Source organism: Rhizobium sp. AAP116 (assembly GCF_001295785.1).
Classification (GTDB): Bacteria; Pseudomonadota; Alphaproteobacteria; order Rhizobiales; family Rhizobiaceae; genus Allorhizobium.
The window spans coordinates 1-14,824 of sequence record NZ_LJIB01000003.1; the positions used below are offsets into that span (position 1 = coordinate 1).

At 60.6% G+C, this 14,824-nt stretch carries 14 protein-coding genes; 12 read left to right on the plus strand and 2 right to left on the minus strand.

Annotated elements, in window-relative coordinates:
* Positions 1-247 precede the first annotated feature (247 nt).
* The 12 genes from tsf to lpxB all read left to right on the plus strand — a co-directional run bounded on the left by tsf (position 248) and on the right by lpxB (position 12,448).
* Positions 248-1,174: a translation elongation factor Ts gene (gene tsf, locus IP85_RS02075; RefSeq protein ID WP_054148018.1), complete on the plus strand. Its 927-nt coding sequence runs from the start codon at positions 248-250 to the stop codon at positions 1,172-1,174.
* A 95-nt stretch (positions 1,175-1,269) separates the two neighbouring features.
* Positions 1,270-1,992, plus strand: a complete 723-nt coding sequence (gene pyrH / locus IP85_RS02080) for a UMP kinase (RefSeq protein WP_054148019.1) — start codon at positions 1,270-1,272, stop codon at positions 1,990-1,992.
* A 59-nt stretch (positions 1,993-2,051) separates the two neighbouring features.
* Positions 2,052-2,612, plus strand: a complete 561-nt coding sequence (gene frr / locus IP85_RS02085; protein ID WP_054148129.1) for a ribosome recycling factor — start codon at positions 2,052-2,054, stop codon at positions 2,610-2,612.
* A 50-nt stretch (positions 2,613-2,662) separates the two neighbouring features.
* Positions 2,663-3,406: an isoprenyl transferase gene (locus tag IP85_RS02090; RefSeq protein ID WP_054148020.1), complete on the plus strand. Its 744-nt coding sequence runs from the start codon at positions 2,663-2,665 to the stop codon at positions 3,404-3,406.
* An 8-nt stretch (positions 3,407-3,414) separates the two neighbouring features.
* Complete coding sequence (locus IP85_RS02095; RefSeq protein ID WP_054148130.1) at positions 3,415-4,248, plus strand: phosphatidate cytidylyltransferase; 834 nt, start codon at positions 3,415-3,417, stop codon at positions 4,246-4,248.
* A gap of 65 nt (positions 4,249-4,313) precedes the next feature.
* Positions 4,314-5,447, plus strand: a complete 1,134-nt coding sequence (rseP, locus tag IP85_RS02100) for an RIP metalloprotease RseP (protein WP_054148021.1) — start codon at positions 4,314-4,316, stop codon at positions 5,445-5,447.
* 193 nt (positions 5,448-5,640) lie between these two features.
* The gene (gene bamA / locus IP85_RS02105) at positions 5,641-7,995 is read left to right on the plus strand and encodes an outer membrane protein assembly factor BamA (RefSeq protein WP_054148022.1); all 2,355 of its coding nucleotides are present in this window, start codon (positions 5,641-5,643) and stop codon (positions 7,993-7,995) included.
* 50 nt (positions 7,996-8,045) lie between these two features.
* Positions 8,046-9,110, plus strand: coding sequence for a UDP-3-O-(3-hydroxymyristoyl)glucosamine N-acyltransferase (lpxD, locus tag IP85_RS02110; RefSeq protein WP_054148023.1), 1,065 nt, complete (start codon positions 8,046-8,048; stop codon positions 9,108-9,110).
* Complete coding sequence (gene fabZ / locus IP85_RS02115; protein WP_006728455.1) at positions 9,103-9,570, plus strand: 3-hydroxyacyl-ACP dehydratase FabZ; 468 nt, start codon at positions 9,103-9,105, stop codon at positions 9,568-9,570. The genes lpxD and fabZ overlap by 8 nt, the downstream gene beginning before the upstream one ends.
* The gene (gene lpxA / locus IP85_RS02120) at positions 9,567-10,382 is read left to right on the plus strand and encodes an acyl-ACP--UDP-N-acetylglucosamine O-acyltransferase (RefSeq protein ID WP_054148024.1); all 816 of its coding nucleotides are present in this window, start codon (positions 9,567-9,569) and stop codon (positions 10,380-10,382) included. Before fabZ ends, lpxA begins: the two co-directional genes overlap by 4 nt.
* Positions 10,383-10,385: 3 nt before the next feature.
* Positions 10,386-11,267: an LpxI family protein gene (locus IP85_RS02125; RefSeq protein ID WP_054148025.1), complete on the plus strand. Its 882-nt coding sequence runs from the start codon at positions 10,386-10,388 to the stop codon at positions 11,265-11,267.
* 5 nt (positions 11,268-11,272) lie between these two features.
* Positions 11,273-12,448, plus strand: a complete 1,176-nt coding sequence (gene lpxB, locus IP85_RS02130; protein WP_054148026.1) for a lipid-A-disaccharide synthase — start codon at positions 11,273-11,275, stop codon at positions 12,446-12,448.
* Between the two features lies 1 nt (position 12,449).
* On the opposite strand, the gene IP85_RS02135 is transcribed toward lpxB, so the two are convergent.
* Both IP85_RS02135 and znuA read right to left on the minus strand, forming a co-directional pair.
* The gene (locus IP85_RS02135; RefSeq protein ID WP_054148027.1) at positions 12,450-13,640 is read right to left on the minus strand and encodes a GTP-binding protein; all 1,191 of its coding nucleotides are present in this window, start codon (positions 13,638-13,640) and stop codon (positions 12,450-12,452) included.
* Positions 13,641-13,732: 92 nt separating this feature from the next.
* A complete protein-coding gene (znuA, locus tag IP85_RS02140; RefSeq protein ID WP_153762134.1) occupies positions 13,733-14,800 on the minus strand; it encodes a zinc ABC transporter substrate-binding protein ZnuA in 1,068 nt (355 codons plus the stop codon).
* Positions 14,801-14,824 lie beyond the last annotated feature (24 nt).

Here is a 14,824-nt window from a genome sequence, read left to right on the forward strand (position 1 = left end):
CGGCGGGCTCCCGCCGCTTTTCCCGTCAAGGGAATGGCCGCCTGTGCGCTCTTCGAGCAGCGGGCGGTCTCCGTTCTTCCGGATGCCGCTTGCCATAGGCGAGAGGGCGTCGAAGACGGCCGATTGTTTCCGTGGTGACCTGCTTCATCACGTTGTCATACATCCGGGTACATTTCGTCCCCAACATAGCGGTCCTCCGTTCGCCCAAAGCCACGGATCGTCCGCCTGAACAGACAAGAGGCACACAATGGCTGAAATCACTGCAGCACTGGTAAAAGAACTGCGCGAAAAGTCCGGCGCAGGCATGATGGATTGCAAGAAGGCTCTGACCGAAAACAACGGTGACATCGAAGCCGCCATCGACTGGCTGCGCGCCAAGGGTATCGCCAAGGCCGACAAGAAGTCGGGCCGCACGGCTGCTGAAGGCCTGATCGGCATCAACGGCGCCGGTACCTCGGCCGTCGTTGTTGAAGTCAACTCCGAAACCGACTTCGTTGCCCGCAACGACGCCTTCCAGGACCTCGTCCGCGGTGTGGCTTCGGTTGCCATCGGCACCGACGGTTCCGTCGAGGCGATCGGCGCTGCCACCTATCCGGCCAGCGGCAAGACCGTCACCGACACCATCAAGGACGCAATCGCCCATATTGGCGAGAACATGACGCTGCGCCGCGCCGTCAAGCTCTCGGTCGAAGACGGTGTTGTCGCGACCTATATCCACAATGCCGCCTCTGAAGGCCTCGGCAAGCTCGGCGTTCTCGTCGCGCTCAAGTCGACCGGCAACAAGGACGTGCTTGCTGCCATCGGCCGCCAGGTCGCCATGCACATCGCTGCGACCAACCCACTCGCCATCCGTTCGGAAGAAGTCGATGCCGCTGTTGCCGAGCGCGAGCGCAACGTCTTCATCGAGCAGTCCCGCGCTTCGGGCAAGCCGGACGCCATCATCGAAAAGATGGTTGAAGGCCGCATGCGCAAGTTCTTCGAGGAAGTCGCCCTTCTCTCGCAGGCTTTCGTCATCAATCCTGAACTGACCGTCGGCGACGCGATCAAGGCTGCCGAGAAGGATGCTGGCGCCCCGATCGAAGTGACCGGCATGGCCCGCCTTCTCCTCGGTGAAGGCATCGAGAAGGAAGAGAGCGACTTCGCCGCTGAAGTGGCTGCCGTCGCCAAGGGCTGATCTCAGTTACCCTTCTTCGAGGGAAAACATCGGGCATCGCGTGACAACGCGGTGCCCTTCGTGTATCCGGCACAGAATTGATCTCGGGAGCATTCATGTCAGCCAAGCCATTGTTCAAGCGCGTCCTCCTCAAGGCTTCGGGCGAAGCCCTCATGGGTAGCCAGGGATTCGGGATCGATGTGGCAGTGGCCGACCGGATCGCCGGAGACATCGCCGAAGCCCGCCGCATGGGCGTGGAAGTCGGCGTCGTTGTCGGTGGTGGCAACATCTTCCGTGGCGTGGCCGTCGCGTCGAAGGGTGGCGATCGCGTCACCGGCGACCACATGGGCATGCTGGCAACGGTGATCAACGCCCTTGCTCTCGCAACCTCGCTTCGCAAGCTCGACATCGACACCGTGGTTCTCTCGGCCATCGCCATGCCCGAGATCTGCGAAAGCTTCTCGCAGCGCGCCGCTCTCCATCATCTGGCTCAGGGCAGGGTGGTGATCTTCGCCGGTGGTACCGGCAACCCGTTCTTCACCACCGATTCTGCCGCTGCCCTGCGCGCAGCCGAAATCGGCGCACAGGCCATTTTCAAGGGCACCCAGGTCGATGGCATCTACTCGGCCGACCCGAAGAAGGACCCCGCCGCAACCCGCTTCGACAGCCTGACCCATGATGAGGTCCTGCAGAAGGGCCTTGCCGTCATGGACGTCGCCGCCGTTGCACTGGCACGCGAAAACCATATTCCGATCATCGTCTTCTCGATCCACGAGAAGGGTGGTTTCGGCGAAATTCTGTCCGGCGCTGGCCGTATGACGATCGTTACCGACAACTGATTTCACATGAATGGCGGCGATCTGATGCCGTCGACTGACAGAGCAATGGGAGAACCATGATGACCGCAGGGGTTGATCTCAACGACATCAAGCGCCGCATGGACGGCGCGATCAACGCGTTCAAGAACGACATCGCATCGCTGCGGACCGGCCGGGCCTCCGCCAACGTACTGGATCCGGTCGTAGTCGAAGCCTATGGTTCGCGCGTGCCGCTGAACCAGGTCGCCAACGTGACGGTGCCGGAGCCGCGCATGCTCGGTGTTTCGATCTGGGACAAGTCCATGGTCGGCGCTGTGGACCGTGCGATCCGCGAAGCCAATCTCGGCCTCAATCCGATCGTGGATGGCCAGAACCTGCGTATTCCGCTGCCTGAACTCAACGAAGAGCGCCGCAAGTCGCTGGTCAAGGTGGCACACGACTACGCCGAAAAGGCCAAGGTCGCTATCCGCCACGTCCGCCGTGACGGTATGGACGGCCTGAAGAAGGCCGAAAAGGACGGCACGATTGGTCAGGATGACTGCCGCAGCCAGTCGGAGCGGGTGCAGAAGATGACCGACGAGACGATTGTCGATGTCGACCGCTTGCTCGCGGAGAAGGAAAAGGAAATCATGCAGGTTTAAGGCAGAGTCGTTTCGCTCGAGCACTCTTAACGCCGCCTGGATCCTCGCCAATGTCGACAGTTCAACATCGCATCGTTCCGCAGCATGTTGCGATCATCATGGATGGCAATGGTCGCTGGGCAAACGCCCGGGGCCTGCCCCGGACGTTTGGCCATCGCAAGGGTGTTGAGACTGTCCGCGAGACCGTGAAGGCTGCCGGCGAGGCAGGTGTTGGTTTTCTGACGCTTTTTGCATTCTCCTCGGAGAACTGGCGTCGTCCAGAGGCTGAGATCAACGAACTGTTTGGTCTGCTCAAGGCATTCATTCGCCGCGATCTCGCCGATCTGCATCGGGCCGGCATCCGTATCCGGATCATTGGCGATCGCGTCAACCTGCGTGACGATATCCGTTCGCTGCTCGTGGAAGCCGAAGAGACCACGACCAATAACACCCGCATGACGCTCGTGATCGCCTTCAATTATGGGTCACGTGACGAAATTGCGCGCGCCGCCGCGCGTCTGGCTGCCGACGTGCAGGCGGGCCGGCTTGAACCGTCGCAGATCGACGCAGGCAAACTCAACGACTGCCTGGATACTGCGGGCATCCCCGATCCCGATCTGGTGATCCGCACCAGCGGAGAGGAACGTCTGTCGAATTTCCTCCTGTGGCAGGCGGCCTATGCCGAATTGATGTTCGTGCCGGACTTCTGGCCGGACTTCACGCCGGCACTGTTTGATTCCGTGCTCGAGCGATATGCTGCCCGCGACCGTCGCTTCGGCGGCCTCTCGGCCAAAGCCGTGGCCGTCGGCTCATGACGCTTACGATGTCGCGAGAACTTCAGCTCAGAATCGTTTCCGCCATCGTCATGATCGCGGTGGTTCTCGCGGCAACCTGGTTTGGCGGACTTTCCTTCAAGCTGGTGGCTGCCGGCATTGGCCTGTTGATCTATTACGAATGGTCGACGATCACGCGGCTCGCGGAAAGCAATATCCGGGCGAATGCCTTCGGTTGGTTCTCGATGGCGGTGATCAGCCTCAACATGTTGTTCGGGCAGGCGGAATTTACCGTGCCGCTCTTTGCAGGCCTGGTGGTCACGGCGGCAATCCCGGCCTTTCTGCGCCGTGTGAACTGGTGGCAGCCGGGCGGACTGCTTTACGCGGGGCTGAGCACCATCTCGCTGTCGGCTATCCGCGGCGAAGATTCGCTCGGTTTCGTTGCGATGCTTTTCGTCTTCATCGTCGTATGGTCGACCGACATCCTTGCCTATTTTGTCGGACGGGCGATCGGCGGACCGAAGCTTGCGCCGAAGATCTCCCCCGGAAAGACCTGGTCGGGGGCAATCGGGGGCACGGTGGCCGGCGTCATCGGCGGCGTTCTGATCGCGATGGCACATTTCCAGGATGTCGGGCTTTGGGTTGCGGTCGTCGCCTTCGCCTTGTCGGTCGCAAGCCAGATCGGTGACCTCTTCGAATCATTCATCAAGCGCCGGTTCGGCGTGAAGGATTCGAGCCGCCTCATACCGGGGCATGGTGGGGTCATGGACCGAGTCGATGGCCTTGTATTTGCCTGTTTTGCCGCGTTCTTCTTGGCGATCGGCAGTTCTGCCGGCGGTGTCGGCACCGTCGTCTCGATGGGCGCCTTCCTCTTCGGTCTCTGAGGCGGATGGTGGGCCTCAGGTGACGGGTATAAATTCTCGCTGAAGCGAGTGCAGGAAACGGACAGATGGATCACATCAGCGCAGTCTTCGGCTTTCTCGGCGGATACATCCTGCCTTACATTCTCATTCTGTCACTGCTCGTCTTCATTCATGAGATGGGTCACTATCTGGCCGGGCGCTGGTCGGGAATACGCATTCTGGCGTTTTCCGTCGGGTTCGGTCCTGAGCTCGTAGGCTATACCGACAAGCACGGGACACGCTGGAAACTTTCCGCGGTTCCCTTGGGCGGTTACGTGCGGTTCTACGGGGATGCGGATGCTGCGAGCCGTCCGGACGGCTCTCTTGCAGAAGAGTTGACCGAGGAAGAGCGTGCCCAGACCCTAAACGGCGCCAAGCTCTGGAAGCGCGCCGTCACCGTCGCCGCGGGTCCTCTTGCAAACTTCCTGCTGGCCATTGTCATTTTCGCCGGCATGTTCGCCACCATGGGCAAGCCCGTATCGGATCCTGTCGTCGCCGACATCAAGGCCGGCAGTGCTGCGGAAGAGGCTGGCATCCAGCGTGGCGACGTCCTGCTCGCGCTTGACGGCCGCATGATCGAGACTTTCGACGATGTCGTCCGCTATATCACCATGCGCCCGGAGATCCCGGTGGAAGTGACGGTGAGGCGCGAGGGCCAGGAGATCGATTTCGCCCTGACCCCCAAGCGTGCCGTCACCAGCGATCGATTCGGCAATGAAATGGAAGTCGGCCAGATCGGTATCATCACCGACCAGCAGGCCGGCAATTTCCGGATCGTGGAGCTGTCCCCGCTTGAGGCCGTCTGGGAAGGCGTGCGCCAGACCGGGCACATCGTCACCGGGACCTTCGACTATATCGGCAACATGATTGCCGGCCGCATGAATGCCGATCAGCTCGGCGGCCCGGTTCGCGTCGTTCAGGCCTCTGGTCAGATGGCGACGCTCGGCGTTATCGCTCTGTTAAATCTGGCCGCGGTTCTTTCCGTTTCGCTGGGGCTTTTGAACTTGTTCCCAGTTCCGGTCCTTGACGGCGGCCATCTCGTTCTCTACGCGATTGAGGCAGTGCGGGGGAAGCCGATGGGGCAGGGTGCACAGGAAATCGCGTTCCGGATCGGCATGGCGATGATCTTGTCTTTGATGGTCTTCGCCACTTGGAATGATATCAGCCGGTTGATTGGCTAGGCGGGAGCACGCAGGTCGCGAAAGGATTTGTTTACGCTGTTTCAAATTGATAGTGGCGATTGGGCCACGCGTTGAAATGAAGTAAACAGAAATTAACGCACGCACTTGCTTGTAGGGTAAAACCCGTTAAAACCACACACGGGCCGGAGTCGGGTGCCGACTACGGGGCAATGGAAGAAGGTAAAGTATACACATGAAGGCTGGTTCAAAGTTTTTGAACGCAGTATCGGCGGTCGCGCTGTCTGCTGGTGTCGTGTCTTCGGGCGCAGGTATTGCCGTTCTTGCATCGGCAATTGCTGCCGAAGCCGCAGTGGTTCAGCGTATCGACGTACGCGGAGCTCAGCGTGTTGGGCCTGAGGCTGTGCGCTCCAACCTTTCGATCCAGCCGGGTCGGACTTTCTCCAATGCCGACATCGATGAATCGGTCAAGCGCCTCTACGCGACCGGTTTCTTCTCCGATGTCCAGATCTCCGTTTCCGGCGGGACGCTGGTGGTGACGGTTGCTGAAAACCAGCTGATCAATCAGGTGGTCTTCAACGGCAACCGCAAGATCAAGGACGACAAGCTCCAGGGCATAGTTCAGACGCAGGGCCAGGGTCCTTACAGCGACAGCCTGATCAGCGCCGACATCCAGCGTATCCGCGAAGCCTATTCCGCCATCGGTCGTTCCGATGTCGAGGTGACGACGCAGGTCGTTCCGGTTGCTGAAGGTCGCGTAAACCTCGCCTTCGTCATCAACGAAGGTGAGCGCACCAAGATCAGCTCGATCAACTTCGTTGGCAACAACGCTTATTCCGACGGCCGTCTGGCCGCCGTCCTGCAGACCAAGGAATCGGGCATCCTGTCCTTCCTGACCCGCAAGGACGTCTACAACGAGGACAAGCTGCGCGCGGACGAAGAAGCGCTGCGCCAGTTCTACTACAACCACGGTTACGCCGACTTCCGCGTGATCTCGTCTGAAGCCGTCCTCAACGAGACCGGTAACGAATACACGATCAATATCACTGTTGACGAAGGTCAGCGCTATCGCTTCGGCGCCGTATCGGTCGAATCGACCGTTGATGGCATCGACGGTGCGGAGCTTGAGGGTCTTCTCGAGACCCGCGAGGGTCAGACCTACAGCGCCCGTGAGATCCAGAAGTCGATGGAAGCCATCTCCCGCCGCGTGTCGTCGGCCGGCTACCCCTTCGCTCGCGTCGTTCCGCGCGGTGACCGCAACTTCGAAACAAACACCATCGGCGTGACCTATCTGGTCGACCAGGGTGAGCGCGCTTACGTCGAGCGCATCGAAGTGCGTGGCAACACTCGTACTCGTGACTACGTCATCCGCCGCGAATTCGATATCTCCGAAGGCGACGCCTTCAACCAGGAGACCATCTCGCGCGCCAAGCGTCGTCTGGAAGCCCTTGGCTTCTTCTCTTCGGTCAACATCACGACCCAGGCTGGCAGCTCGCAGGACCGCGTCGTCGTGATCGTCGACGTTCAGGATCAGCCGACCGGTTCGTTCGGTATCGGCGCCGGCTACTCCGTCGGTGACGGTGGCCTGGTTCTCGAAGCCTCCGTCGAGGAAAAGAACTTCCTCGGTCGTGGTCAGTTCATCCGCGTTGCCGCTGGTGGTGGCTTCGATGAGACGCAGACCTACAACTTCTCCTTCACCGAGCCTTACTTCCTCGGTTATCGCCTGGCTGCCGGCTTTGATGTGTTCAAGAGCTCGACCAGCGCGAACTCTTACTACGACTACGAAGAGCAGGGCGGTACCGTTCGCGTCACTGCGCCGATCACTGAAGATCTGGCGACGACGCTGCGCTACACCTACAAGGAACTCGACTATATCAACGACGGTGCCTTTGGTCCGGACGGCCTTGCTACCGGTACTGATAACCGGGTGGCAGCTCCCTACATCGATGCGATCACGGGCAGCACGTGGAAGCAGTCGATCCTCGGTCACTCGATCGTCTACAACACCGTTGACGACCGTCAGAACCCGCACGAAGGCATCTATGCGAGCTTTACGCATGAATATGCCGGCCTCGGCGGTGACTCCGAATACTATAAGGCATTTGTCCGCGCTCGCGCGTTCTACACGCTGTCTGACGAATTCGACATCGTCGGCTCGCTCGCTGGTTCGGCCGGCCATGTCGTTGCCCTCGGTGACAACCTGAACGTCTTCGATCAGTTCAAGATCGGCGGCAAGGAAATCCGCGGCTTCGACAACAGCGGTATCGGCCCGCGCATCAATGGCGACTCGATCGGCGGCACGACCTACTTCACCGCCTCGGCTGAAGCGACGTTCCCGCTTCCGCTCGTGCCCCAGGACCTCGGTTTCCGTGGTGCGGTCTTCGCAGATGCCGGTACGCTCTACGGCAGCGACCTGCGCAACCAGCCGGGCGCCGTCGGTACCGACATGTCGCTCCGTGCGTCGGTTGGTGCAGGCGTGATCTGGAACTCGCCGTTCGGTGCGCTTCGTGTCGACTACGCGGTTCCGGTCGCCAAGGAAGACTTCGACGATACCCAGGAATTCCGTTTCAGCATGGCGAACCAGTTCTAAGACTGGCTGTCCAGAACTGCTGACAGGTTGACGTTCTGGAGCGTTTGCTGATGGACCATAATCATTTCTTTCCGCCCCATGCCGGGGTGACCTTGGCTGCGCTTGCAGCCCAGACGGGGGCGGAATTGCAGGACGAGAGCCACGGCGGACGGATCGTAAGGTCCGTATCGCCGGTCTCAAGAGCGAAGGAAGCGGATGTCTGCTACATCCTTTCCCGTCGCAACAAGGAAGAGCTGGCAACCTGCCAGGCTGCTGCAATATTTTGCGAAAAGCCGCTTCTTTCGCTCATTCCCGCGCATATTCCAGTTCTTCTCGCCAAGAGCGCTCAGACCGCTTTCGCGCTTGCAGGCGCAATCCTGCATCCGACGGCCTTGAAGCCCATCAGGATGACGACGGAGCCGGCTCGGATCTCACCGGCAGCCTATGTCGATCCGACAGCGAAGCTCGAAGATGGTGTCGAAGTCGAGGCCATGGCCGTGATCGGCGCTGATGTCGAAATCGGCAGTGGTACGCGGATCGGCCCGGGTGCGGTGATCGGTCCGGGTGTTCGGATCGGTCGCGACTGCGTGATTGCAGGTGGCGCGACAATCCAGGTCGCTCTCGTCGGAAACAATGTCATCATTCATAACGGTGCCCGCATCGGACAGGACGGTTTCGGCTACGCACCGGGTCCTCGCGGCATGCTGAAGATCGTCCAGATCGGTCGCGTGATCATCCAGGACCATGTCGAGATCGGCGCCAACACCACGATCGATCGCGGCACGATGGACGACACCGTGATCGGTGAGGGGACAAAGATCGATAACCTCGTCCAGATCGGCCACAACGTTCGTATCGGCCGCCACTGCGGCATCGTCAGCCAGGTCGGCATTGCCGGAAGTACGGTGATCGGTGATGGCGTGATGATTGGCGGTGCTGCCGGCATCAACGGCCATATCAAGATCGGCGATGGTGCTCAGATTGCCGCCATGAGCGGCGTTCTGGCCGAGGTGCCGCCCGGTGAGAAATACGGCGGCGTTCCAGCCCGCCCGTTGAAGGATTATCTGCGCGAGGTGGCCGATACGCTCAGCCGCTACGACAGCCGCGCCAAGGAAAAAGGAACCAGCAATGACTGAACTCGCGAAGAGCGAATTGGGTTCGGCTGATATCCTCGAGATCATGAAGCTTCTGCCTCACCGCTATCCCTTCCTGCTGGTGGACAAGATCATCGAGATTGACGGCGACAATTCCGCCATTGGCATCAAGAATGTCACGGCGAATGAACCGCATTTCACCGGACATTTCCCGGAAAGCCCGATCATGCCGGGCGTCCTTCTGATCGAAGGCATGGCCCAGACCGCCGGCGCCATCTGTGCTCGGCTTCAGGGTGAGGGCGGAAATCTCGTCTATTTCATGACGATCGATAACGCGCGGTTCCGCAAGCCGGTCGTTCCTGGCGACCGCGTTGAATTCCATGTCGTCAAGCAGAAGCAGCGCGGCAATATCTGGAAATTCCATTGCGACGCGAAGGTCGACGGAGCTCTGGTCGCCGAGGCCGACATTGGTGCGATGATCATGCGCAAGGATCAGAAATGAGCCAGATTGCCGCAAGCGCCGTCATCCATCCGATGGCCGTGGTCGAAGACGGCGCGGTGATCGGCGAGAATGTCCGGATCGGTCCGTTTTGCCGGGTGGGGTCGCGCGTGACGCTGAAAGACGGCGTCGAGCTCGTTTCGAACGCTGTTGTCACCGGTCTGACCGAAATCGGCGCCGGCACCAAGATCCACCCGATGGCCGTGATCGGCGGTGTCTCGCAAAGTCTGCACGAGGCGGGCGAAGATTCCACGCTGGTCGTCGGTGAAAACTGCACCATGCGTGAAGGTGTGACAATGAACTGCGGCACGGTCGGCGGTGGCGGTATCACCCGCGTCGGCGACAGCTGCCTGTTCTTGGCCAATTCGCATGTCGCCCATGACTGCATTCTCGGCAATGACATCATCCTGTCGAACAACGTCATGCTGGCCGGCCATGTTCACGTCGGTGACAAAGCCATTCTCAGCGGTGGCTGCGCCGTGCACCAGTTCACTCGTATCGGCCGTCAGGCATTCATCGGTGGTTTGTCCGCCGTTGCCTACGATGTCATTCCCTATGGCATGCTGAACGGCAATCCCGGCATTCTCGGCGGCCTGAATGTGGTCGGCATGACCCGCGCCGGTATCGAGCGCTCGGTGATCCACCAGGTTCGTCGCGCCTTCAAACAGATCTTCGAAAGCGAAGGATCGGCCCGTACCAATGCGGCCGCCATTCGCGACGAGTATCTGGATTGCGCGCCTGTGATCGAAATCCTCGACTTCATCGCCGCCGAAAGCGATCGGGCACTGTCCTCGCCCAATCGCGGCAAGAACTGAGTGATGACGGCGGCCGCTCAACCGGACGGCCTGCCACGGACCGGTCGCCTGGCCATTATTGCCGGCAGTGGAAAGCTACCGCTTTTTCTTGCCGAAGCAGCACGGGCAGCCGGCGAAGATCCTTTCGTTCTCAGGCTGAAGAACGAGGCCGATGATATCTGGCAGGGCTTTGAAAACGCCGTCATCGGCGTCGGCGACATGGCCGGCCTGTCGGCTCTTTTTCGCCAGCACGACATTCGCCGGGTCGTCATGTCGGGTGCGGTCAAGCGCCGACCGGCTTTCGGCGAAATCCGGGTCAATCTGAAATCATTGCTGAAGCTGCCGAGGGCGTTGAAAACGCTGTTGGCCGGCGGCGACGATGCTGTGCTGCGCATGGTCATCTCGCTGATCGAAGCACAGGGCTGCGAAGTGCTGGGCGCCCACGAGATCCTGCCGGGATTGCTGGCGACGGTCGGACCGCTTGGTGCCGTATCTCCCGATGCTGATGACGAGCGTGACATTGAAAAGGCGGCAGAGGCCGCCGAAGCCCTGGGCCGGCTGGATGTAGGGCAGGGTGCTGTTGCCGTCGGCGGCCGCATCGTGGCGCTGGAGGGTGTCGAGGGCACCGACGCAATGCTCTCACGTGTCCAGGGTCTGCGCGCAGAGGGGCGAATTTCCAGGCGCCGCAAGGGCGTTCTGGTCAAACTCTGCAAGCCGCAGCAGGATCTGCGGGCCGATCTGCCGACCATCGGCGTCTCGACCGTCGAGAATGCCAAGGCCGCAGGGCTTGCCGGCATAGCGGTTGAAGCCGGCCGCGCGCTGGTTGTCGAGCGTGAGGCGATGATTGCGGCGGCAGATGCTGCCGGTCTGTTCGTCGTCGGTCTGGATCGTTCGCGCAAGGAGTAGGCAATATGTCGGACAAACCTTTGAAGATTGCCGTCATCGCCGGTGAGGTCTCCGGCGATCTCCTGGGTGCAGATCTGGTTGCGTATCTGAAGACGTTGCATTCAGGGCCGGTCGAACTCGTCGGCGTCGGCGGTGAGGCGCTTGAGGCTCAAGGATTGAAGTCACTCTTCGACTTCTCCGAACTCTCGATCATGGGCATTACCCAGGTGCTGTCGAAGCTGCCCCGGCTGATCAAGCTGATCTCCTGGACAGCCGATGCGATTGTTGCGGCCAAGCCGGACTTGCTCCTGATCGTCGACAGTCCCGATTTCACCCATCGCGTGGCCAGGAAGGTTCGGCAGAAGCTGCCGGATCTGCCGGTCGTGAACTATGTCTGCCCCAGCGTCTGGGCGTGGAAGGAATATCGCGCCAAGGCCATGCTCGCCTATGTCGATGCGGTTCTCGCCGTTCTGCCCTTCGAGCCGTCAGTGATGCAGCGTCTCGGCGGTCCGGAGACCCATTTCGTCGGTCATCGGCTCGCAAGCAATGCCGACATTCTGAGGATACGGGAAGCACGCAAGGTGAGGGAAGTGAGAGCTGCGGGCGACAAGCGGACCATCCTTCTCCTGCCCGGTTCGCGCGGTGCGGAAATCACGCAGCTTCTGCCGGTGTTCGGTGGAGCCATGAAGGAATTCGTCGCTCGCAATGGCGAGACGCACTTCGTGCTTCCCACTGTGCCGCGTCAGGAAGCACGTGTCCGGGAGATCACTCAGAGTTGGACATTGAGACCCGAGATCTTGCTCGGAGACGAAGCGAAGTGGCGCGCCTTCGAAGAAGCGGATGCCGCGATCGCCGCCTCAGGGACCGTGATCCTGGAACTGGCATTGGCGCATGTGCCTGTCGTCTCGACCTACAAGGGCGACTGGATCATTCGCATGCTCAGCCACCGTATCAAGATCTGGACCGGTGCGTTGCCGAATCTGATCGCCGACTACGCGGTCATTCCGGAATACTTCAACGATGTCTTGCGCCCTGCAAGCCTCGTCCGTTGGGCGGAACGGCTGTCGGCGGACACGCCGCAGCGCGCCTCGATGCTCGCGGGCTATGACGACGTCTGGCAAAGGCTGCAGACGGAAAGACCGGCCGGTCAAGCCGGCGCGGCCGTGGTTCTGTCTGTGCTTCAAAAGCGCGGCAGGCTCTGACTCAAGCCCATCGCACAAAGGGATCGGCAAGGCTTTCCCAGGCAGAAGGCGTGAAGCTCTTTTCCGCCACCAGACACGCATCGAGCTCGGCTTCGATCCTGCGCTGATCCATTGGATCGGCGCCGATGAAGACGAGTTCCTGTCGCCGGTCGCCCCATTCCTTGTCCAGATAGGGTGCCATCGCGTCGAGGAAGCCAGGATCGTCCGGCCAACGTGACTTCGGCACAGATGCCCACCAGAGCCCCATTTTCGTCGTGCGGACGAGCGGTCCTGCCTGGCTCATTTCGCCGACGTGATGCGGTCGGGTAGCGAGCCAGAAGAAGCCCTTGGCGCGAATGACGCCCGGCCAGGGACGATCGAGAAAGGCCCGGAAGCGTGTCGGATCGAATGGCGCTCGTGCCCGGTAGACAAAAGAGCGGATGCCGTACTCCTCGGTTTCCGGAACATGATCGCGAAAGCCATGCAGTTCCTGGAACCACAGCGGATGCGTCTCCGCCTTGGCGAGATCAAACAGCCCGGTTCCGAGGATGTCCTTTGCCGCCACCTCGGCGAAATCGGTTTCGATCACCCGCGCATCGGCATTGAGACCTGCAATGATCTTGCGTGCCGCGTCGAGCTGATCCGGGGTCGCTGTGCCGACCTTGTTGAGGATGATGACATCGGCGAATTCGATCTGCTCGACAAGCAGATCGACCAGCGTCCGGTTGTCGTTTTCACCAGCCGTCTCGCCACGATCGGCAAGGAAGTCGCTGGAGGAATAGTCTCCGATCAGATTGGCGGCATCGACGACGGTCACCATTGTGTCGAGCTGTGCGATATCCGAGAGACTGCGGCCTTCCTCATCGCGGAAATCGAAGGTGGTGGCGATCGGCAAGGGCTCTGCAATGCCCGTCGCCTCGATCAGCAGATAGTCGAAGCGACCCTGCTCGGCGAGGCCGCGAACTTCGTTCAACAGGTCATCACGCAGCGTGCAACAGATGCAGCCATTGCTCATTTCGACCAGTTGTTCCTGCGTGCGTGACAGGGATGCATCACCGCCGCGCACGAGTGCCGCGTCGATGTTGACCTCGCTCATGTCGTTGACGATGACGGCAACGCGCAACCCGTCGCGGTTCGCGAGTACGTGATTGAGCAGCGTCGTCTTTCCGGCGCCGAGAAACCCGGAGAGAACAGTGACAGGTAGCTTTTTCATGAGGCTCCTATTTAATGTAATAACATAACAAATGTGAATCTGAAAAAGGCGGAACCGAAGTCCCGCCTTTGTCGCCCGGGGGAGGGATGGGTTTACTGAGACAAGCAGGTGCTGATCGACGTCGCCAGATTGCGCATCAGCTGGCCGTACAGGGCAGGCCCCGCTTCCAGCGCACCACCTTCGGGATCGAGAACGCCGGACTTGGCTTCGGTTCCCTCCGTCACGACGCCGATCAGCTTGGGTTCAAACTGCGGCTCGGCGAAGACGCAGGCCGCTCCGAGCTCCTCGATCTTGGCGTGGATGGTGGACAGGCGTTCTGCACCCGGCATGGTCTCCGGGCTCACCGTCACCGAACCGGCCACGCGCACACCGTAGTGCTTCTCAAAATACTGATAGGCGTCGTGGAAGACGATGAAGGGCTTCTCGAGTACCGGCTTCAGCTGGGCGGCGATCTCCGTGTCGAGAGCGTCGATCTCGGCACTGACGGCCGTCAGATTGGCCTCGTAGGTCGCCTTGTTCGACGGGTCGACGTCTACAAGGCTCTTGGTGATCTCCGTGGCCATGGCTTTGGCGTTTGTCGGATCGAGCCAGAGATGCATGTCCATGCCGCCATGCGCGTGGTCGTCGTGCTCATGTTCGTGACCAGCCTCGGCGGCTTCCTGTTCGTGTCCGTGATCATGCCCGTGACCGTGGTCATGATCATGGCCGGCCTCGGCGGCGGTTTCCTCATGGCCATGGTCATCATGCCCGTGGGCATGGCCTTCTTCCTCATTCGCGTCATGGTCATGGCCCTCGAATGCCCCGCCTTCACGGAACGGAAGCTTGGTGATGCCGGGCGCATCTTCCAGTTCGACGACCTTGGCATTCTTTGGCAGCGCCTCGAGCGGCTTTTCAAGGAAGGCCTCAAGTCCGGGGCCAACCCAGAAGACCAAGTCTGCGTTTTCGAGTGCACGCGCATTGGAAGGTTTCAGCGAATAGGTATGCGGCGAAGCCGCACCCTCGACGATCAGCGACGGTTCACCGACACCCTTCATGATCGAGGCAACAAGCGAATGCACAGGCTTGATCGAGACGACGACATCCGGCGCTGCCGAGGCGAGCGTCGGAGACAGAAAGAGAAACGCCGTCGAGGCAGCCAGTCCGAGGCGATAGCGGGTCATGCACAGCTCCTGAGGATGGTTATG